At 38.2% G+C, this 22,084-nt stretch carries 18 protein-coding genes and 1 pseudogene; 3 read left to right on the plus strand and 16 right to left on the minus strand.

Going from position 1 to position 22,084, the window contains the following annotated elements:
• Positions 1-18: 18 nt before the first annotated feature.
• The 9 genes from BM305_RS11130 to BM305_RS11170 all read right to left on the minus strand — a co-directional run bounded on the left by BM305_RS11130 (position 19) and on the right by BM305_RS11170 (position 10,742).
• Positions 19-549: a hypothetical protein gene (locus BM305_RS11130; protein WP_092560800.1), complete on the minus strand. Its 531-nt coding sequence runs from the start codon at positions 547-549 to the stop codon at positions 19-21.
• Positions 546-1,139 (minus strand): hypothetical protein, encoded by a 594-nt coding sequence (locus BM305_RS11135; protein ID WP_092560802.1) that lies wholly within the window; start codon positions 1,137-1,139, stop codon positions 546-548. Before BM305_RS11135 ends, BM305_RS11130 begins: the two co-directional genes overlap by 4 nt.
• Before the next feature lie 4 nt (positions 1,140-1,143).
• Positions 1,144-2,592 (minus strand): hypothetical protein, encoded by a 1,449-nt coding sequence (locus tag BM305_RS11140; protein WP_092560804.1) that lies wholly within the window; start codon positions 2,590-2,592, stop codon positions 1,144-1,146.
• A gap of 9 nt (positions 2,593-2,601) precedes the next feature.
• On the minus strand, positions 2,602-3,183 hold the full coding sequence (locus tag BM305_RS11145; protein WP_092560806.1) for a hypothetical protein: 582 nt from the start codon (positions 3,181-3,183) through the stop codon (positions 2,602-2,604).
• Positions 3,184-3,260: 77 nt separating this feature from the next.
• Positions 3,261-4,271 carry a zinc ribbon domain-containing protein gene (locus BM305_RS11150; protein ID WP_092560808.1) on the minus strand — a complete coding sequence of 337 codons (1,011 nt, stop codon included), beginning with the start codon at positions 4,269-4,271 and terminating at the stop codon, positions 3,261-3,263.
• Between the two features lie 2 nt (positions 4,272-4,273).
• Positions 4,274-4,921: a zinc ribbon domain-containing protein gene (locus BM305_RS11155; RefSeq protein WP_092560810.1), complete on the minus strand. Its 648-nt coding sequence runs from the start codon at positions 4,919-4,921 to the stop codon at positions 4,274-4,276.
• Between the two features lie 10 nt (positions 4,922-4,931).
• The gene (locus BM305_RS11160; RefSeq protein WP_092560812.1) at positions 4,932-5,207 is read right to left on the minus strand and encodes a hypothetical protein; all 276 of its coding nucleotides are present in this window, start codon (positions 5,205-5,207) and stop codon (positions 4,932-4,934) included.
• A 160-nt stretch (positions 5,208-5,367) separates the two neighbouring features.
• Complete coding sequence (locus tag BM305_RS11165) at positions 5,368-6,255, minus strand: hypothetical protein (RefSeq protein WP_092560814.1); 888 nt, start codon at positions 6,253-6,255, stop codon at positions 5,368-5,370.
• A 251-nt stretch (positions 6,256-6,506) separates the two neighbouring features.
• Positions 6,507-10,742: an S-layer homology domain-containing protein gene (locus BM305_RS11170; protein WP_092560816.1), complete on the minus strand. Its 4,236-nt coding sequence runs from the start codon at positions 10,740-10,742 to the stop codon at positions 6,507-6,509.
• Between the two features lie 137 nt (positions 10,743-10,879).
• Between BM305_RS11170 and BM305_RS11175 the strand changes: the two genes are divergently transcribed.
• The 3 genes from BM305_RS11175 to BM305_RS11185 are packed head-to-tail and all read left to right on the plus strand — an operon-like array spanning position 10,880 to position 15,370.
• Positions 10,880-11,644, plus strand: a complete 765-nt coding sequence (locus BM305_RS11175) for a LytR/AlgR family response regulator transcription factor (protein WP_242940519.1) — start codon at positions 10,880-10,882, stop codon at positions 11,642-11,644.
• A complete protein-coding gene (locus tag BM305_RS11180) occupies positions 11,641-13,449 on the plus strand; it encodes a hypothetical protein (protein ID WP_092560818.1) in 1,809 nt (602 codons plus the stop codon). Before BM305_RS11175 ends, BM305_RS11180 begins: the two co-directional genes overlap by 4 nt.
• Entirely contained in the window at positions 13,442-15,370 is a 1,929-nt protein-coding gene (locus BM305_RS11185) for a sensor histidine kinase (protein ID WP_092560820.1), read from the plus strand. The genes BM305_RS11180 and BM305_RS11185 overlap by 8 nt, the downstream gene beginning before the upstream one ends.
• A gap of 21 nt (positions 15,371-15,391) precedes the next feature.
• Here BM305_RS11185 and BM305_RS11190 read toward each other — a convergent pair whose 3' ends face one another.
• The 7 genes and pseudogenes from BM305_RS11190 to BM305_RS11220 all read right to left on the minus strand — a co-directional run bounded on the left by BM305_RS11190 (position 15,392) and on the right by BM305_RS11220 (position 22,078).
• Entirely contained in the window at positions 15,392-17,014 is a 1,623-nt protein-coding gene (locus BM305_RS11190; protein ID WP_092560822.1) for an NADase-type glycan-binding domain-containing protein, read from the minus strand.
• Positions 17,015-17,047: 33 nt separating this feature from the next.
• Complete coding sequence (locus tag BM305_RS11195) at positions 17,048-17,875, minus strand: zinc-ribbon domain-containing protein (protein WP_092560824.1); 828 nt, start codon at positions 17,873-17,875, stop codon at positions 17,048-17,050.
• A gap of 130 nt (positions 17,876-18,005) precedes the next feature.
• Positions 18,006-18,581 (minus strand): annotated as a pseudogene (locus tag BM305_RS11200) (alpha/beta hydrolase family protein); the annotation flags it as partial.
• 94 nt (positions 18,582-18,675) lie between these two features.
• The gene (locus BM305_RS11205) at positions 18,676-19,842 is read right to left on the minus strand and encodes an iron-containing alcohol dehydrogenase (protein ID WP_092560828.1); all 1,167 of its coding nucleotides are present in this window, start codon (positions 19,840-19,842) and stop codon (positions 18,676-18,678) included.
• Between the two features lie 12 nt (positions 19,843-19,854).
• Positions 19,855-21,084: an FAD-dependent oxidoreductase gene (locus BM305_RS11210; RefSeq protein WP_092560830.1), complete on the minus strand. Its 1,230-nt coding sequence runs from the start codon at positions 21,082-21,084 to the stop codon at positions 19,855-19,857.
• Positions 21,085-21,121: 37 nt separating this feature from the next.
• Entirely contained in the window at positions 21,122-21,382 is a 261-nt protein-coding gene (locus BM305_RS11215; protein WP_092560832.1) for a EutN/CcmL family microcompartment protein, read from the minus strand.
• Between the two features lie 45 nt (positions 21,383-21,427).
• Positions 21,428-22,078 carry a phosphate propanoyltransferase gene (locus BM305_RS11220; RefSeq protein WP_092560834.1) on the minus strand — a complete coding sequence of 217 codons (651 nt, stop codon included), beginning with the start codon at positions 22,076-22,078 and terminating at the stop codon, positions 21,428-21,430.
• Between the last annotated feature and the right edge of the window lie 6 nt (positions 22,079-22,084).

Here is a 22,084-nt window from a genome sequence, read left to right on the forward strand (position 1 = left end):
CTTACTCCTTTCCAACTACTAATCCTGAATCACTTCAATTTCCAAAAGTGTCAGTCCCTTTACATTCCGCCGCAATAATGCCTCTGCCAAATCCAGCCGCATAATGGTATAGTGGTTCTTTACCCCCGCAAGATGAAAGAGACTTTTATCCCTGATTTTGTTTTCATTAATCACAATTTTCTTCAGCAGACTATGATCCATATTGAAAACACTTTGTTCCGTAAGACAGTCCACTTCTTCCAATATCGGAATATAATACAAATTAACCTTTTGGTTTTTTGAGTCATAAACCATCATTTCCTTTACTATCGTATTGGGTTCAAATTTCTGTAGTATCTGATAAACCAGCTCTGAAACACCAAAGCAAGGATAGGAAATAATATCCGTAAACTCAACTTCTGGATCTGGTTTTATTTTCAATGAAGTTCGAAACGGGATCTCATACTGTGTATCCTTATGCAGTTTTTCTACTTGAAAATCTGGAAACCAATTTATAACTTGTGGTGCATGAGCATAATTTTTATCAAGTTCTGCTACAAAATATTTCATATAATCACTTCCTCTGCTGCATCGTATAATGTGACACAGGTATCATAAAATCCACCATATACTATTTTTACATTTTCCAGCTTATACATTTTTTCAAAACTTTCAAGACCTACAATATCCTGTATATGTTCCATGAAAATTCCAAGTATGATTTTAAAGTAATCTCCTGCCAGACTCATTTTCAAATCGTTCAGTTCACTTTTTTGTAACCGAATCATTCGTTTTCCGATTTGCCGTTCCACATAATCCAACTGGTTTTCATAATAATCCATAATATATTTTGCAGACCATGTTCCACTAGTTTCCTTGGGATCAAAATAGAAAGACTCGTCATACAGGTGAATGAGAAAATCGTAGCTTCCTGTTATAATGCTGCTTCTTAAATAAGAAATAACAACATATGCAATATCTTCCTTCTCCCCATCTTCCTGAAGAACCAACACTTTTTGAAAAACAGCATCAAAAGCAGCAATTAGTTCTTTGAAAAAGGAATTTTTCTTAATTTCCTCTGTTATCCTTTCGACATCCTTTAGAAACCTTTCTTCCAGAAGTTCCTTACCTATTGCCATAATCTCGTCTTGTCTATCCATACTTTTATCCCTTTTCCTGAAGCTTAAGCCTTGCGCCTTTCAGTATCAGATTTTTATTCAGAATCAGCCTGGTGGTTCCCTGCATTAAGCTAAGCGCTTCTGCGGCAGTAACCGTCACATCCTTCTGCATGCTGTGAACCTCTACAAATTGATCTGCTTTCAAACGGATTGACTTTGTTGTCTGTATTGTAATACCTTCGTTATCATCCAACACAATTTTTCCAACGGCTGGATTAATAATGGATAATGAAGATGGTGTAAACAAAATTTCTTTTCCTGTGGAATTCTTAATTGATTTATTACTTGGGTCACTTCTTGGAGGTGCTGAATCAGAAGCTGATGCCTGAGCCCCATCACTTACTTCCAGGTGAACTGAACTAATTACATAGGCATGCTTTTCCTTTTCTGTGGGAAAATACAGTCTTACTCGATCCCCTATCTCAGGCATACAATACCAGCCCGTTCCGTCGGGAGAAGAATATACCGTAGAGTATGGGAAATTTTTGGTTCCATGATCTGAATATTCCTGATCAATATCCAGACTGATTTGAACCTGATCTCTTGTTACTGCCGCAATCTTTCCCCCCAGTGAAGCTCCGATTAATTTCTGGTTATAATAAGTACCCCTTAAAAATCCATTTCTTGTTCTTAAAAAATAGGTATTCATCAGCTCTTCGCCCTCAAACTGAGCATCTGCCTGATAAATATAAAGCTTTTCTCCCATTTGCAGTTCCACACAATCACCTAGCTCATATATTTCTCTGCTGTCAAAAATATAATAAAAGGAATCTGCTGTTCTTAAAGGCAGCTTTTTTTCCTTTGTTACAATTTCATATTCATTAACAGCTTTTTTAATTGTATAATTATGTAAATCCACTGGTTTCCTTTTGGCTGCCTGCCCTTCATTTAATCCAAAATAATATCTGCTTCCCTCCATTACAAAAGCTGGCATAATAAAAGTATTACAGCAGGATGCCATGCGCTTTGCAAAATTCCAGTCTGTTTCCTTATACTGGACAATTAAATTGCCAATTTGCTTTGTACCAGTTTCAAGAAATTTGCTTTGAGCCTTTATATCAGCATTCAGCTTTTCATTACTCTGAATCACTTCCTTATAGGCCATTGCAACATTTTGAAACGTTCTTGTTCGTGCTGTAATATCCATCATTTTAGTGCCTGTGACCAACCAAATGGTTACCGTCTTTACATCTCCAGAATTAATCTCAATATTTTCAATAAATCCATTAAAAATACACTGTTCGTCATTTTCTCCAACCGCAAATATTTTCAAATAAGTTTCACTTGTAGCAAGGGAAAGACAGGTCATCTCATCTTCTGCCTCAATCACTCCTATTACTCTTGCATATCCATGTTCATTAATTTTCTTATTTACTTTACATTCAATTATGCTTAAAAAATTAATCTTCTCTACACGTATATTGGAAGCCCTCATATTTTCCTCCTATTCCACTTTGGTTTCATCCATAATGGAACCAATCACCTGCATTACTACTGGTTTCCATGCATCTTTTTCCTGGATCAGACAATTAAATACTCCGTGCATCATCTTACCTTGAATAGGAATACAATACATAATATTATATAGTACCCCATCAAATGCATGACTTTGAAACTCAAACCAAGAAAGTTTTGTCTTATCTACATCAATAATATCTTCCTCCCCTAGTACAACAGCAGGATTGATGTTTTTAATTCCATTTTTCATGGCATCTGTAATATATTTTACTTCCTCCTCAGGAATTGATACTTCCTCGAGATAATTAAAGGTAAAATTAATTCCCCCCTCCTTATTTGACTTAATAATCTTTGGCCGCTGCTCCGAAGGATACTTTAGCTTAACCAGAAGCTCTGGCAAATCTTCAAATTTATCTGGCAGCATAACACTCATTTTCTTGTCAAAAAAATAGTATCTTTTAAACTCAAAGAATTCTTCTTTTATAAGAAATCCTGTTTCCAAATCACCATAGGAACCTTTTTTATACTCATTTAAACTAGAAATGATTACCTCATCTGCTTCCCCCATATAATTCCTCCTTTACCAACTGTTCTCTTAGTTTTTATTATAAGCGCACCTTTTCTTTTCTTCAATACCTTTTCTACTTATAATTTTGCACTAACGATTGCTCCATAAATTTGAACCAAAATTATGATAAGAATAAAGTAAGCGATAAAAATCACCCATTTTCTAGCCAGCTTTTTTAAATAACCATTCCATATTACAATGGAATTTGCAAATTTCCTTTTACAATGCAACGATGTAACTAGTACTGAAATAGAGGTAGCTGCTATTACAACAAGGGATGATATGTAACTGGATATTACTACAAATAAAATAAGAATTAGTTTAAAAATATTATTTGCGTTTTCATATTCCCATTTACGTGTTATGGATTTCACTCCATTTACATATACGTCATATCCTCTCATGCTAAATATACTGTTAATGGTACCTGTAATACCATACTTATTTAGTATCCGCCAGGTTGGATAGGATAAAATAAACATCGGAAGAAAAACGCCAGCTAATGTCATCAGTACCGAAGACGTCATCATCACTGTCCTTACAGATATTTGCATTAAGGCAAACCCAATCATATAAAAACCAAAGTAGTAGTTTAAATTTTTATTTGCAATATCTAACTTATCCATACAGTACTGTTCTTTTTCAGATAATTGTTTTGTTACATCTTCTGGTATCTCATCATCCTCAAAGATTTCTCCTATTTTTCCTAATTTTTCCACATTCACTTTTTCACCTATTTTCCTTAATTTTTCCATGTTCACTTTTTCACCTATTTTCCCAAGCTTCTCCATGTTTACTATTTCACCTATTTTTGTTGCTATATTATCTTTACTATCCTCAACTGGACCTTTTTCTATTTGCTTTAAACTTTCAAATACAACATCATTTTTTTGTTCCTGCATGGTAAAGGTATTTAGAATTGCCTGATTAATATCTCTTGGCTCTCTTATTTCTTGTACTACTTCTGGCTCTGCTTGTTCCATACTGACCTGTTCAGATACCTGATTAGCTGTTTTCACTGCACTTCCACATTCCATACAAAAAACTGCATCATCAGGCAGCTTTGTCCCACATTTATAGCAAAACATAATTATAGTACCTCCTTACTAATCGCACTCTGCTTTTTGGTTCCACATTTGGGACAAAAAACCATCTCTTCTGTCAACATGTTTCCACAAGAAATACAGTATTCACAACCACCTGCATGATTGCTTACAGGTTCTTCCTTTGGTTCAGGCCAAAAGAAATCTTCTATTTCCTTACATCTTTTTTTCACATTTTCAATGTAATCCTTTGTTTCTTGCGTATCTTCTATCTCTAGCAACTTTTCAGCTGTATCTGTCGCCATTTTACAAGCATGTATACCTTCTTCCCTTTCACCATCTATTAATACAACATGCATACAATAACTTACCAGTGTCTCCACAGAAAGCTTTAATGGAAGAAAACTATCATCCATTTCTACTATTTCTGTAGTAATTTGAGAAAACTCCTCAATTCCTCTTAAAGCAGATATTCTATTGCCTGTTATCATACCACAAGTAGACATTTGCCAATTTGCCAGTGCCATAAACACCTTATCTTCCAAAGTAGGTGAACAGGTCTGCTGATAGCTTTCAAATTGTTGCAGCACTGTTTCAAATGCTCTTTCTGCTTCTTCATATTCTGTTTGCTCCTGGGCATTGGTATAAAGAACAACTGCCTGATCGTATAATTCATCCATGTACTTTCTTAACATAATTTCCTCCCTAGTCCCCATTTACAGATGTGGAATCATTCCTACTTCCATCTGATGTATCTTCTATTTTTGTATAAGCTGATATTGCATACTCCATATCGTTATTATTATCTAATTCGATTGTTTGTTCCACATCCTGGTTCATAACGACATAATTTGAATTATGGGTTCCATATTTTTCTGTTACCTTACCTATGACAAAAAATGAAATTACAGTCATGCTTACCAGCAATATTACTGCTGCCACATTGATCCACGCTGCTCCTTCTACGTTTTTTTTCTTCATTACTACTCCGTTGCCAAAACCTTATAAAACTCTACAAAACTTGTAATGTAATCTGCTTTTCGATTTTTATAATATTACTTGTTTTGACAAGCACACCTCCTTCCTTATTTTTTAGGTATTTTCCAGATACCTTACGCTGTAATCTACGTATCCTATTACTTTATTTATTTTTTTTCATTAAACTAATAAATATTCTACTATTCAATGATTCCTGATTGCTTTTTGGAATACAGCTGTGTAAATGAATTCCTGCTAATCCGCTTCCTTTTATATTTACATGCTCCTCAATATCCTCTTCAATGTTGTCCCATCCTAAGTCAACAGCTTCCTTGCTGCAAGCTTGACAATTATACGTGTGGTATTGAACACCTCCTGAAACCTTTTCCCTAACGTAATGAATTTTGCTGCTCCAATGGTCCTCAAACCCCAATTCCTTATAGACATGTTCCATACAGTGAGGACAAGAAAATACATCTTTCATTGTTACTTTTGGATACCGTTCCCTTATTTCATTCAAAAACTCTGAAAAACTAATCTGATATCCAAAATCTATCTCCTCATTTCTTTCGTAATGAGAACAATTCTTTTGATGAAGATGAAATTGCCCTTGTACATCTCCATACCGGCACATAATATAATGCTTGAATGGACGTTCTGCACTATTTTGATTTTTCCAAAAATTATTAAACTCTTTTTCTGAAATATGTTCCCTCATACAGTCTGGACATAGAACAGCATTTTGCTGAATTTTGCGTCCTTCATTTAACGCCTCATAAGGAAATTGGAATTTTCCTATATCTACTGTATTAGAATGAAACTTACATTTCTGTTCATTCTGGTGTATGAGATAAATGTTATATAAGTTTCCCTCTTCACAAATAAGAATTGGTTCCTGATTGATACAATACTGTTTCATACGTCTGGCTGCTGCAAGCCTTCGGTTTGTATTGGCAACCGAATTATCATAATCCATTGCATTTTGTATTCCAGACTCGGTTATATATTCGGATTTTGTGGTATTTAGGTAGTAATCTAATTCATCTCCCATGTAATTCATCTCCTTATCATTTTATAGAATACATTATACCACCTTTCACGTGTAAGTGCCAAAAAAAATGTATAAAACTACTATAACTTGCAGTTCATACATTTTACACTTTTCCTTTTAAACTCTCTAAATTGATAAAGCATTGCTGGTTCTTCTCCTCTTTTCTTAAATAAGAGTAAAAACAACTATCACTTTTCTTCATCAGAAAGGATAGTTGTTTTTAAAACTATAATTCAGTTGGTGTTCAGCGCCTAACCTTGAGCTGTAGCTGGATCAATGGTAAGCTTAATGTAGCGATGAAGTATAGCAGAAATTTCACCTATAGTGACATTTACCTTAGGGCTGAACTTATTATCACTGCCGCACATTATAATACCTGCCTGCTGCATAGCTTTTACAGCTTCTTTGCAAGTGCTGCTGATACTAGATTCGTCAGCATAAGTGATAGCTTCACGAGTCACAGGCAGCTTATAACTTGTTGCCTTTGCATAATTTACAAGAATTGATGCAGCTTCCTCTCTAGTAATAACCTTGTCTGGTGCAAACTGGCTGTTTCCAACATCCTGAATAACGCCATTTTTATATGCCCATTCCACATACGGAAAATATGGGTGGTCAACATTTACATCTGTAAAACTGGTTGTGGTAAACGCTTTTGTATTCACACCCGCTAGTTTACCAAGAACAGATGCCAGCATTCCACGAGTCATATAAGAATTAGATGAACATGCTGTTTTGGAGGTTTTCGTAAGAACCCCTCTGCCAACCAAATAATCTATGGATTCTTTTGCCCAATGAGTTTGGGTATCTGTAACTATAGTTTTTGGCTCTTTATAACCTATTCCACATTTCGACAAATAATTTATTTTAAAGATTACACCTTTACTGTTCTTGTCATAAGTGGAGTTTTTAATTCGTATGGTTTTACCTTTGGCATTTACGTATACTGCATAAAGACCGCCAGCTGTCTCCTCTTTACTTGGAGTATAGGATATTGTCATAGTTACATTATCCCTTTCAAAAGAGGTAATAGTTACCGTTTTTCCATTTTTCTTCATGTTGATAGTAATGTCATATGCACTACGAATACTTTTTATTGTGGCAGGTTTTGCTAAAATCGTTACGTTGCTAGTGCCTTTTTTCTTCAATTGTTTTAATGCAGCCTGCTTAAAACAAAATTGAATGGACAGACCATTAATCCGAAATAACTGAACTTTATTACTGATCAATCGGTTTAGGGCAGCACGCTCCGTAATAATAGTATAGCTTTTTGCACCAGGTGCCTTAGCCAAAACCTCTACCCCAATACCGTTGGTTTCTTTATTTTGTGCTTTAGCAGAAGCCTTTGCATCCTGAATGGCTGCTTTCACCATCTTATCTGTAATCCTAATAACCCCTTGACTCTCTGTAACTTTTCCTTTCGCATTCACACTGCCCATAACTGGCTGATCTGTCTGCTTTTCTGGTTCAGCAATAGTTGTAGAACTATCACTAGAGGTTGATCCACCCGCAAAGGAACCGCCAGAGGACGAACCACCGGAGTTTACTTTCACAAAGGTAATAGTTCCTTTCTTGGCTCCTATTAAAGTAACTGGGGTGCTGTTTTCATTGGCAACAGTCAAAACGTCATTTGCAGACACAAGACTCCAATAGGTGTAGCCATAACCGTAGTCAATCCCTTTGGCAGAAGCAATGGATGTTCCCGTTGGAACGCCTTCTAGCGAAAGGACTTCATTTTGCCCTTTGGCAGATGTAGCATCTATAATACAGAATGGAGCAGTCCCACCCTTTGTTATTAACTTGCTCGTATCACTCACCGTTAGTTTTCCGCCTATAATGTATACACCATAGTCACAGCCTGCCGTTAATGTAGATCCTCCAGTAACATTGACCGCCGACAATGCTTCTACACCAATAGAGCCTGTTCCATTAGCGGTAACGTCTAGTATTGCACCATTTTGTACATTTAAAATGTCACACATAACCCCATAGCTCATGGAAGAGGAAACTGTTAGTACTGTTCCCGATCCACTTACCGTAAGCGTACCGTCCTGTCCTCCTGAGCCACCTAGAAACAGGGAGCCGTTTACGGTTACCTTTGCACCATTGCTAACGGTTATGGTATCATTATTCATACTTCCACTTATACCACCATAAAGGCTAAGTGGTGCTGTACCAGTAAAGGTAATATTTATAGGCGAACTGATGTCTCCACGAATTCTGCCATAAATTGCAGTCTTTGTAACAGTGTTGACACTGGTTCCAGAAGGCAAAGTGACATCACCTTGAATATAGGTATTGCTTAGTGTCAAAATGTTGTTGTGAAAGGAATACCCGTCGGTTTCCACTGTTTTATCGTCGTGAGTGCCATCGGTTAAATCAAGATCGCCTTGCATCATTTTCATTTCAACGCCATCATTGGTGTAAATCATCCAATCAGTAGGTTTATCTTGCCCATCGTAGGCAGTTGCCACTCGGACTACACCAGAACCCGTAAGTGGCAATTGTTTGATTTGTTCCACTGTTGTACCTTGAGGCAATGTGATATAAGTATTGTTTATAATTGAAGCTCCTGTCCCTAACGTCATTTTGTTTATAGGCGTATTATTATAATATTCCAGAAATCCTTCCTGTTCTAGTGTTAAAACTGCACCAGGTGCTAACTCCAATGTATTAAAAAATGTAAGGGATTGTACATTAGAGTTTGTTAACTTATAGTTTCCATATATCGTAGTAATAAGGTCTGTTTCAATTGTCCTATACAAAGCATTCACCGTTGCACCATTGTTTATTGTGAATACAGTTGGTCTTTCATTTTGTATATAATTAGAATCCAAAGTGCCCCTTCCAGAAACAGTCATGTCCTTAGTAGCAAGGATAGTGTATATCTTATTTTCCCCATCCAATTGCAGCATCATTGCAGTATTAGGCAAGTTCAGTTGTGTAATATCCACATGATGCAAAAGCAACGTTGGCATTGTGTTATCTACTGCTGGCATAAAAATTCCATAGCCTTCCCCAGCTGTATAATAGACGCTTTGTGCTGGCGGGTTTTGACTCATATCTAACATGCTGGATACGTCACCGCCATTTTGGTTAACCTGCACAATGTCTGTGTCGATATTGCTAGTACCACTAATATTAATTTTACCTACGATAAGTCCCTTATCACCAAGGACAACATTCCCAGAGGCATTAATAACATTTGCTGCATCTGTGTCTGCAACAAGCTTCACCTGATCTGCCTTGATAGTCAAGTCGGTTGCAAGGATTGTATCCCTTCCATTGCCACCGCCAGAAACCGTTACCTCTGAACAGTTACCTCCGTCAGCGTCGGTAATGGATAATGCGCCACCGCAAAACCCATATCCCTTGTCAGTCAGTGACACATCAACAGAATCCGCCTTAATAACTGCATTTACATAATCAGTAATTCCATATGGTCCTTTTCCATACAAGGTACCTTTGGCTGTAATGGCTAGATCGTAGCCGCTTCCACTTATAATATTACTATAATTATCAGAGGTTAGGCTAATATTTCCAAATGGAGCCAACAACGATACACTGTTTGTGGCACTTTCAATTGCCTTATAATAACCGTTTATTGTAATATCCTCTGTTTCCGAAACAACAGAAGTTGTTGCTGCCATCACCGTTCCCTTGAGGGAGACACTTTTTTTAGAGGAAACGTCCACTGTATAACCATCACTATGCAAAGCATAGTGACCACCCGTTATGGAAATTTTACCCTTAGGTGCAGTCACTGTAGCATTTCCAAATACCAGCAAACCATAATCCCCTTTACCGTCCACATAAATATCGCTGTCCGTAGCCGTCACAGAAGCACTTCTACAACTAATGTAATATCCTACTGTGTTGATATTTGCTGCGGAAATACTAAGGTATCCACTGGTAGTAATGATTTGCCATGATGAATTCAATAGAAAACTGCCCTTTATGGAAATGGAAACATCGCCGCTTCCATTCACTCTTATGCCATAATAACCATTTACCGTTAAATCACCATCTCCAGTAATGGAAATTCTTCTGCCGTCACTACTTTGTATTGCATCATAGTTAAGTTTATTCGTACCAATTTTATTGGCTGTACCCTCCAGAACAATATTCAAATCATATCCTTCTACCATAATGGCAGTTGCAGTATTATTTGCTATGGTAGCATTTTTCAGTGTTACCGTTGCAGTAGTATCCACGATAACAACGTGAATATTCCAATTATCTGCATTGGCTTGATCCGTCGAAACCAAACCATTATTGTCTGTTGCCGCATACCAGTCAGAGCTGTCAACAACGATTCCACTAATTGCAATTTCTTGTTTTTGTGCATAGACAACAATACCATCGCTGGTAATGGGATTTACCAACAAAATAGCCAGTACAATTGCCAATATTTGTTTAATTTTTCTTCTGACAGTATTGCCATAAAACCCTCCTGTCCTTTTTTTCAATTCCATCTGTTTCTCCATTGCTTTTCCTCCTCTTTTTCAGATGTGGGCGTTTTTTGCTAAAATATCATTTCGTGATCTCCTTTTCAAGTCTTAAAGATCAAGTGGTCAGAAATTTGCACAAGTGGTTATACTTTTATCTCATTTTATGATATAATGTGCAATGGATATTTATATATATAAAGGAGGAATTTCAAATAAATATAGCAATCGTTGATGATATGGCTTCGGATCGTGAAATACTCTGCAACCTATTGAAGCAATCTATAAATAATTATCCACATCCTATACAAATTACGGAATTTCACAGTGGCGGTGAATTTCTTTGTCATTATATATCAAACAGCTATGACATTGTCTTTATGGATATTTTTTTAAGCCATGAAAATGGTGTAGACTGTGCAAGAAAGTTACGTGAACTTGATGAAAATGTCAACCTGATTTTCCTTACAACTAGTTGGGAATTTGGTGTAAAAAGCTACGATGTCCGAGCAACGGATTACATTATAAAACCAGCAACTTTAGGAAAACTGAAAAGAGCATTGCGGTACTGTAAAATACCAGAACAACATTGTATTCCATCTATTTTGGTTACTACGAAAAATCAATCTCTGGAAATTGCCCTGAATCGTATACTTTACGCAGATTATCAAAAAAGGGCTGCCACTATCCATTTAAAGGACTGCCTTATTCCAGTATCGGGAAGTTTTTCAGAACTTTCTGGACAGCTTACGTCATATCCACAGTTTATGGTCTGTTTTAAGGGAATTGTTGTGAACCTAACGGAGGTGGGTGAGCTAGGCAGAGATTTTCTTATTATGAAAAACGGTGAGAAGCTGCCAGTCAGCCGACGCATGCAGCGGCAAGTTCAGCAGCAGCGTCTACGGCTTTCCGCTGGTTCACTAAGAGGAGATATGTTATGAAACAAATACTTGCACTAATTTTAACTATCTTGTTGGTTTGGGGAACAACTTCACCTTCTGTACTTGCGTCGGAATATTCCACAAATGCAGACAGTTTTCAGGAGGACAGTCCCACTTCCACACAAGATACTTCTCCACTGCCTGCCATACCTGTGACAATTACTTTGACAAGCTTTGATTTGCCAGTTCGGATGGATGCAGCGGCTTTTGCTGTTGGAACCCCTCAGGAGGAACTTGTGGCTTGGTTTACTGATGTTATTGGAGGCTTCACTGGCTATGATGCAGATGGCAATTCCTATGACCTGATATCTGGTGTTTGGTCATTAGAGAACGTACGTACTGACACAGCAGGAGTTTACTATGCATGGGCTTCCCCAATTCTAGGAACATCATATATTTTGGCAGAGGGCGTTTCCCTGCCTAGACAACTGTGTGCCGTCTCCATTCAAACATTAGGTAAACCAGATATTAACTGCTGCGTATCTGGAAGGGGTTTCCTTCATTTTCCCTGGGTAGTTTCCTTAGAGCAACAAGAGCAGTTAGAACAGTTTTCTGCATGGCTTCGGCAAGACAACGGTCAATGGGCGCAATTAGAATCTGGATTTTTGTTTACTGCAAGTGATTTACAGATCTCCCAGCGAATTTTTAATTATGGAAGCAATTATGAACTGAAAGTGACCTATCCTAGTGGTCAAACAGGCATTTTGTCCTTTTATTATGATGGTACTCTTAGTATCCTTGACTATTCAGGCGGAGATCGGGATGGCGGAGATGTAGACGTCGATAATTCAGGAACTAACACACAACCTGCACCAACTGCTTCTCAAACGCCAGTTGATTCCACTAGTTATGATAATCCTATTAGTGGTAATCCTATAGAGGACAATTTTTCATCGGAAGCAACTGAAATCATTGAGGATAGTTCTTGGTCCCAGTCAAATGCACCTGACGAGAAATCTTCGACTGTGGAAACTCAAACCAATCCAGCTGCTCCTCAAACCTCCAGTAAACCCAAGGCAAACGTAAATTCTGCCAATAATAACAATGATAACAATTCCAAAATTTCCTCTCCTGAAACAGAAAACTCTATGGCAGGTACTCCCCACGTGCCAACGGAATCAGCAATACCTGCGTATTCCCACACCACCTTGTCATTAGAAGAAAGTACTTCGTCTGAAGCAGGAAACTCTGGAATGGAACAGCCCAAGGACAACAAAGAAACAAGTCAAAAACCGTCAGAAAATAAGAATGACAATCCACTGGTGGAAAGCTCCGAATCCCCAAAAACCACCCGTACAGAGTCCTATTCACCAAATGAGACAATTATTTCTAGTCTCCGTCTTAATGATTTGTGCAAAGAGGAGGAAAGTGTTGTGTTTGGATCGGGCAATTTAACTGTCAGCATTCCCAGTAAACTGCTGTTGGCACTGCAGCTTTCAGAAACTGATACTCTTTCGGTTAAACTGACACAGCCTGAGAGTAATCAAATTTTGCTTGCCGTAGAGGTTTCGGGTGAATCGGTAACAGAACTAGTAGGAACGGTATTACGGCTTCGTTATATCCCCAAAAATGAGCATTCAAATTTCATTGTCCAAAATGAAGCTGGACAACCCATTACAGATGTTTCTTTTAATGGTGAACTTCTGAAATTTACGGTTGACATGGCAGGAACCTACACTATCTTGGAACTATCCAATACACCAGAACCACAAAATAACGTTTCACCTATTGTGCTTCCCGTGTCATTAGGACTAATTCTGGCAGGAGGAGGAATTACATTTTTCTGGAGGAAACGCTATGTTTAAAAATTTATTTTCTTTTCGACGTTGGGTATCTCTGCTTTTGACAATTGTTTTATCCTCAATGTTGTTTCATACCTTATACCACTTTGACAACAAGTATACAAAAACTACCCCTCAGGCAATTAATGGTGGATTATATCTTTCGCAGGAGGACTGGATAAACACGCCTATCCGCTATCTTCGAGATGGCTGGCGATACTACGCAGATCGGCTGCTGACTCCCGAAACCTTGCAACAGCAGGGGGACACTTATCAATACCTGTCCATTGGTGAAGTCTCTAATTTTTCTATGGGTGACTCACGACGCTCTCCTCATGGAAGCTCCAGCTACGCATTAACGCTATATCTGCCAGAGGAAATACATACCTATACGATTGAGCTTCCAGAAATCTATTCCGCCTTTCGATTTTATATAAACGATACATTGAAACTACAGATGGGTGAAACGGATTTGAAAACCTATCAGGATCAAACTCAATGCCGCATGATTACCTTTGAAGCCTCTGGAAAAGTAACGCTTCTTCTTGCAGTCAGCAGTCACTCCTGGGTATACAGTGGTCTTGTTTATCCTCCAGCCTTCGGGGAGCCATTGTATTTAAACACCACTCGGGGAGTTCGGATAGGCATCTGTCTGATTTTGGTTACAGTAACACTAATGCTTGCCATTTTTAGCTTTTACCTTGCCATCCGTATCCACCGAAAAAATAATATTTGGATTTTTTTCCTGCTGTGTGTGGCAACCGCAGTGTTTACTTCTTATTCAGTGGTACATGGTATACTTCCAATGCCAATTCAGCCTTGGTATTCCATAGAGTTGGTTAGTGGATATCTGGTAACACTGCTAGTTATCCTACTTCACAACCGCATTTGTGATGCAAAAAAATATGTACAGCTACTTAGCAACTCTCTAGCAGGAGTGGTATGTGTACTGGCACTACTTTACGGATTGTTTGCCACACAGCTGACTTTCCCAATAATGCTTGGATTTTCCAATATAGTCTTGGGGTTCAAGCTATTTACTGCCTTTTATCTTTTATTTACTGCCGTTGCAGCAATACGATATAAGAATAAAAACGCAACGATATTGCTCTATGGGGATATTATTTATGCCTGCTCTTTTGTCTGGGATCGCCTTCTGCCTGACTATGAACCTATTTTGGGCGGCTGGTTTCAGGAGTGGGGAAGCCTAAGTCTGGTAATGGCAACAGGGATAGTTCTGTGGTACGATGTAGCAATGGGCTACCGACACAGTCTTGTCTATGCGGAGGAACAGCGGCAAATGAAACGCCAGCTTATTATGCAGGTGGAGCATCTGCGGCAAATGAACCAAAAGGTAGAGGAGAGTGCCAAACTGCGCCATGACTTTCGACATCATCTTCGCACCCTTATGACACTTTCTCAAGAAAGCCGCCATGAGGAACTAGAAAACTATATTCGTGGCATAACAGAAATTAACGAAGGCACTCGACTGGGACGGCTTACTGAAAACATCGAAATAGACGCAATGGTACAATATTACAGCAACCTTGCACGATCCAATCACATTCAGTTTCGTGCCAGACTAAATATCCCTGCCCAGTTAAATATCTCAATTGTAGATTTGTGCGGTGTTCTCGGAAATCTGCTGGAAAATGCGGTAGAAGCCTGCCAACGTCAGCAGACTGGAACGAAATCCATTTTTATTGCAGGACGAGTAAACGACGGATGTCTTGAATTTGTTGTGGACAATAGCTTTAGCGGAAAAGTAAATATTAGCAGGGGACAGTACTTATCCTCTAAGCGGAATGGATTTGGTCTAGGCATTTCCTCTGTTTTGGAAACAATTGAACGGTACAATGGTGTCATCAATTTGTATTCAGATGATAAGGGGTTTCACGCCGAGGTATCCATTCCCTTTGAGTCATATACAAGAGGAGGATTGTAAAGGTTTTTATCACTACTTTACTTACTCCTCATAAACATAAAACTCAACTTCGGAAATACAGGTATCTGAATATTTATCTCCTTTATCCGCATTTACTATTGTTAGAACCACATAATCCGTATAAACTGGCTCATCCCATTCAAGTATATCTGTGTATTCCGTAGAACCTACTCCAGAATAATAGGCATTATCCAATTCTGCCTTTACAAAATCACCATTTGAAAAACTAATAATCATTTCTTTCACTTTTCCATTATTATTATAAGTTTTTTGAGATTTCAAGTATCCATTTGCAATTTGAATTTTTGACAAATTAACTGGCTCGCTAAAATAGAACATTACCGATTCTCCTTCGCCGACACCATCTACACCTTCCACCCATGCAGTTGATAAATCACCATCCAACATATTAAATACGGAGTGGGAAATATTTTTTTCAACCAATTCAGAGGTAGCATCTGCTTTTATCCAGTCAGAATCATATTTTACAATTCTACCGCTGTTATCTGCCTCTTCTTCCGTCATTTTTTCTTTTTCCGCTTCTGCTGCTTCTTCTGCCATTTTTTCTTTTTCCACTTCCTCTTGTTTTTCTAGTTCATCCTCATAGTCTTCTTTGCTTACTTCCTCTTCATAGACCTCTTCTTCTGATGTAACAACTGGCGTTTCCGTTATCATTACTGGCTCCTCTGTTACTATAACTGGCATCTGCTCTAATCTTTCTGCCAACCGTAATTGCTCCTTACTATAATCCTGAACCGTCATTTTTTCTGTTGGTAAATCAATTGCACTTTCATAAGTAAATAAAGGTTGTTGAAATGGATAGCTTTCAGCTGCCAATTCATCTGCTCTTGCATCTGTGGCTGTTGTATGGACATAATACACGACTTCTTCACTTCCATAACCAACAACAGTAACTTCTCCCACTGCATATATAATTCCATCCTCTGAAAAACTTATGGAAATGTCATAGGATAGTTTCTCTGCAATTCCTCCTGTATTGGAATAATAGGATGAACATTCTCCGACTACTTTCACCAAATTGTCTTCCATATAATATGTATATGCCTCTGTATTTCTTTCACTTGCCCAATTAATTTCATCGAAAAAGAATCCTACACTGCAATCGGTTGCCGAAAGTATCGCTTTTTCAGAAATCATCTGGCCACCAGAAAGCTTAAAACCAATTAACTTCTCGCCAGTTTTTCTATCCTCTAAGAGGACAATCTCCACCGTTCCATCTAATTGACCGACAGCTTTCCCTAGTACTTCTTTTCTAGTATTTATTATTGTTTCTTCATCAGCAACATTAGCACATAGGTTACTATCTGGATTTATCCTTTCTCTTAAATGATAATTTTTAAATGATTCGTCATCCATGATTCTTGTTTCTTTTACGACGTAGCCACCTTGAAAATGAAAATAACAGTTTTCCATTACTTTTTCAAGAGAAAGACCATCTATATTATTATCTGAACTGCTTTCTAATAGAGCTTTGGGTTCCAAAGTTATTGTTCTTGAAACAGGAGCTGCTGTATGATTATTCAAAACACTATAGGCAATTGCCACACCTCCACCTATAAAACTCCCAATAATCGGCAGTATTACTAACTTTACTACTAAAGACATCATTGTTCCTTTTTTCATTTTATTCTGCTCCTTTTTTTCCACTTGTAATAATTAATAATTCAGCACTGCCATCCATTGAATATCTTGATAAAATTGCTCGACGTCATCATATGCTTCATCTCTTGGAGCTTCCAACTCATAAGATGCCTGGTTGTCATCTCCTACTCTTACCGTTGCAATACCATCTTTCACTGAAATGTCAACACCATATCCATCCTCACCCATATCTTGATGAATACTTCCCTCTCCCTTCCAGTTATCTTCTGTCAGTGCCACCTCATAACGAATTGATATTCCACTGGAAGAATCTCTCCAGATACAAACTGGTTTATCTTTTCGAAACATAACGAATCGATCATCATGCGGCCTGCTATATACTCCGATTATATCCTCATAGCCTTCAGGGAACCAGGTATCTGATGTCTGTGTTACTGTTTGCTGTTCTAACTCTCCTTGTTCCACCTCAGCCTGTTCTATTTCCTGCTGTTCTGTTTCCTGCTGTTCCTCTTCCATCGGCTCTGCTACCTGCTGCTCCAGTTCTTCTGGTTCATTTTCAATTGGAACACTTTCCTCAATGGTCTTTTTACCCAAAGCATCGGTTAAAACTTTTCCCTTCGAAAATACGGCTGCTATTATCCCAATACACAACAAAGAGCAACATATTCCTGTTAATAAAAGAATGACCGCTGTTTTATTATAAGAAAATTCTTTTTTAGAAATTATCTTTTCTGCTTTCTCATTTTCTACTTTCTCATTCGCTAATTTCTCATGATCTGGCTTTTCTTCCTGTACGTCATTCCTGCGAATTAATTTTGCTCCACAGCCTATGCAAAATTTTGCTTCGTCAGGATTTTGCTTTCCACATTTGATACAAAACATAATTAATCTCCCTCATCTTTTACTTTAATACATACTTTATTTACAGAAAATTAGTTAACCAACTTAATGCCTGGTCCCACATTTCCCTTTTGCATTCATGTTTTGTGCTTGGATAACTAATCAATTCCAACTAATCCAGAGCATCACAATAGTGCTTTTTCAAATCATAATAAAAATTCAGAACTTTATCCACATTAGAATGTTTGTCTTCTTCACCTACCTGCATAAAAAGTGCCGTTGGATAAAATTTTTCTAAATAATTTGCAGGCTGATATTTTTCTGAGAATAAAATTAGTTCCTCTTTCAGAGTTTCATCATTCAAAATTATAACGTCACCTGGAATATCATCCCAATAAGGTGAACTAATTATGGGAATTGCCACTTTAATTCTTTTATCTAAAATACATGACTGGAATGTAATAAACCCTCCCATCGAAATGCCTATCATAGCAATTCGGTTTTTATCTGTATTCTCCTGAACAGATAACTCATCTATTAAAACCGAAATATCTTCTGCTGTTTCTTTAATCGCTTTTCTTATTTCTAATATATTGAGTTCAGCAAAGGATTGTTTTCCTCTATCTCCATGAAGCCTATTATCTATTGCAGCTACACAATATCCCCTTTGTGCCAACTGATTTATATATCCTTTCTCTTTCATACTGTTTTTACTGCTGTTAAATCCATGACTAATGATAACTAATGGTAATTTCCCTCCATTATATTTCTATAATACCACAAAAAGCCATTGTAAAACAGTTTTTTTTGTCTGTTTTACAATGGCTTTTATTATTTTTTTCTTATCCACGAAAAGCATTTTGATATACCTGAATAATCTGCTGACGATCCGGCTGAATTAAATTATCCAAAATACAGGCATCCTTTAAAGCAAGATCTGCCAGTTCTCCAAAATGTACAGGGTTTACCACGTTTAATTCTGCTAAGCTGTGAGGAATTCCTACCCTTTTTGATAACAGACTAATTGCCTTTACTCCCGCATCCAATGCCTGTTCTGGCGTCATATCTTCCCATCCCGCAAGCTGGAAGGCTCTTGCTATTTCCACAAATCTTTGTCTTGTTTCCTGACATGTTCCATTAAATGCAAGCACATAAGGCAAAAGAACCGCATTACATACACCATGAGGGAGATTGTATTTTCCTCCAAGAGCATGTGCCATTGCGTGAACCATCCCAAGTCCTGCATTACTAAATGCCATTCCGGCAACATTTTCTGCATACGCCATCATTGTTCTGGCTTCTTCGTCTGATCCATTTTCTACTGCACCAGGCAGAAAACGGTAAATCGTTTCCATCGCCCAATTTGCATCCTTATCTGTTACAGGATTTGCACGAAGAGATAATTTTGCTTCAATCGCATGGGTTAATGCATCCATGCCAGTTGCCGCAGTAAGTTTTGGGGGCATGGAAATCATAAAATCAATATCATTGATGGCTGCCACTACCATACAATTGGGATCAATCATTGCCATCTTACTATGCCGTACAGGATCGGTGACTATATAAAAGCTTGTACATTCGCTTCCCGTTCCAGCTGTTGTATTTACCGCCACCACTGGCAGCCCTGGTTTTAAAGATTTATTCATCCCTTCATACTGTTCCACACTGCCGCCGTTGGCAACAACAATAGAAACTGCCTTTGCTGTATCAATTGCACTGCCTCCTCCAACTGCAACAAGCAAGTCTACCTGCAACGTCCGAGCTGCTTCAATACATTCATTTACAACATCTATGGTAGGATTAGGCTGTACCTGATAATAGACCGCATACTCAACATCCGCTTTCAGAAGTACATCCCCTACCCGCGTTGCTGCTCCCGTTTCATATAGAAATGGATCCGTTACGATTAACCCCCTCTTTACTCCCATTTTTTTCAACTCAGGTACTAGCATGTTCACTGCACCTTTTCCAAAAAAGGTTGTCTTTACTGCATCAATTCGTTCTGCCATCTTATTCCCACCTTATTTTGCTGCATTACACACTATCTGAACTGGATCCCAGATTGCACTTGATGAAGAAGAATATACAAAATCCACTTCTCCCAGCTGCTCCACCGTCATACCAGCACAAATTGCAACGGCAATGGCATTCATTCTGGCAGATGCATTTTTCTTCCCCCATGCCTGGGCACCTATTACTTTTCTTGTTCCAGCATCATAGATTAACTTAATCGTAACCTTATTTGGATTTGGACATATTCCAGGCCGGTCATTGCCACTAGCAGTAACACTCTTAACTCGAATTCCTGCCCGTTTTGCTTCTTCCTCCGTTAATCCAGTACGTGCAATCTCTAAATCTGCTACCCGGATTGAAGAAGTACGGGTGGTTCCCTTTTTACATGCTGCACAATCCCCTACCGCATAAATATCCTTAACACTTGTTTCCAAATTCTCATCAATCAGAATAGCTCCATCTGCGTCCAGTGCAATGCCTGTATCTGCAACAATTTCGCTATTTGGCTTTACTCCGATTGCAACAATACATAAATCACAATTATATGTTCCACCAGTAGTAACCAGCTCATCTACAAACGTTCGTCCATTAAAACGCTGAACCGTTTCTCCCATGGAAAAAAGCACGCCTTCCTCCATTAGTTCATTTTGTATTTTATCGCTAACCTCTGCATCAAAATCCGGAAGAAGTTTATTTTCTTTTTCAACAATCCGTACATTTCTCTTTAATTTCAAAAATGCTTTTGCCAGTTCAAGTCCCCCATAGCTGCCACCTAAAATACAGATATCTTTCACGTATGGTGTTTTTGTATATTCTTTCAGAAAAATCAAGTCTTCTACACTTTTAAATACCTGAACACCAACCTTATCTGCTCCTGGTACATTTGGAATAAGATTACGTGAGCCTGTTGCAATGATTAATTTATCATAACAATCTGTAAATGTACGGTCATTACTTAAATCATAAACAGTCAGCTGTTTGGCAGCAACGTCTATTTTAAGTACTTCATGATTTAAGTGAGCCTCAATACCTTCTTCCTTTAATTCACTTTCTTTTGAGCATACGGCTTCTTCTAAAACTTGTATACTCTCATTTAGATAATGTGGCAGTCCGCAATTTCCGCAAGTATAAAAACTTCCTTTTTCGTATATACATATCTTTACGGCAGGACTGCCTGCTGCTATTTTGTGTGCCGCTGACACTCCAGCTGCTATACTGCCTATGATAACTATTTTCATACTGATTGCCTCACATTTTCACAATTATTAACTGATGCTACTTTCCTAGAATTGGAGGAGAATCTACAATGCCAACAATAAATGCATCTATAGGTGCTTTCCTTTCAATTGCATGCTGTGTTGTTTCATCCGTTGTAACAAGTACCATTTCTCCAATTCCTGCTCCAATTGTATCACCCGCTACAAGCATCCGTTCCTCACCACCATACAGTGGTTGTACCATCAAAAGCTTATACCCAACAAGACTTTGCATTTTTCGGGTTGATACAACCGTTCCAACTACGGTTCCAAGAATCATTTTTCACTCCATTCCTGCACAGATTCCTGTACAATTAAAGTATGCCTATTTTAAAATAGTAACCAGCTGTCCCTGACTAAGCATAAATGCATTCCCATCATCGGTATCCACATGAAAATCCAAACGATACCTGTCGCTGACACGAATTACAACTCCATCCATAATCCCTGGCTTTTGACCTTCAACCTGTACCCTTACCCGCTGACCATCTTTTACTCCAAACCGTCTGGCATCCGCACTGGTCATATGAATATGGCGGTCTGCCACAATAACACCTTCATTTAGAACCAGTAATCCTTCTGGTCCACGAAGGGTAATCCCTGGCGTTCCCTCCACATCGCCTGACGAACGTAACACAGCTTCTATCCCTAGCATTCTTGCATCCGTTATGGACACCTCCACCTGGCTTTTGTTTCTTTCAGGACCAAGAATACGAACCTTTTTAATAGAGCCTTTGCGGCCAATCAGATCCAGTGTTTCTTCACAGGCAAATTGTCCTGGCTGGCTTAACTGTTTCCTTGGAGTCAGCTGATAATTTCTTCCAAAAAAATAATCTACATGCTCTCTGGTCAGATGAATATGACGGACTGATATTCCTGTTGGTACCACATTACTGCCTGCTTTTTTTATTTCCAGTAAAACAGCTTCCGTAACCATTTGAATCAGTTGTTCCTGCGTAATGTCATAATACACCATGATTTC

This window comes from Anaeromicropila populeti (genome assembly GCF_900112775.1).
GTDB lineage: Bacteria > Bacillota > Clostridia > Lachnospirales > Lachnospiraceae > Anaeromicropila_A > Anaeromicropila_A populeti.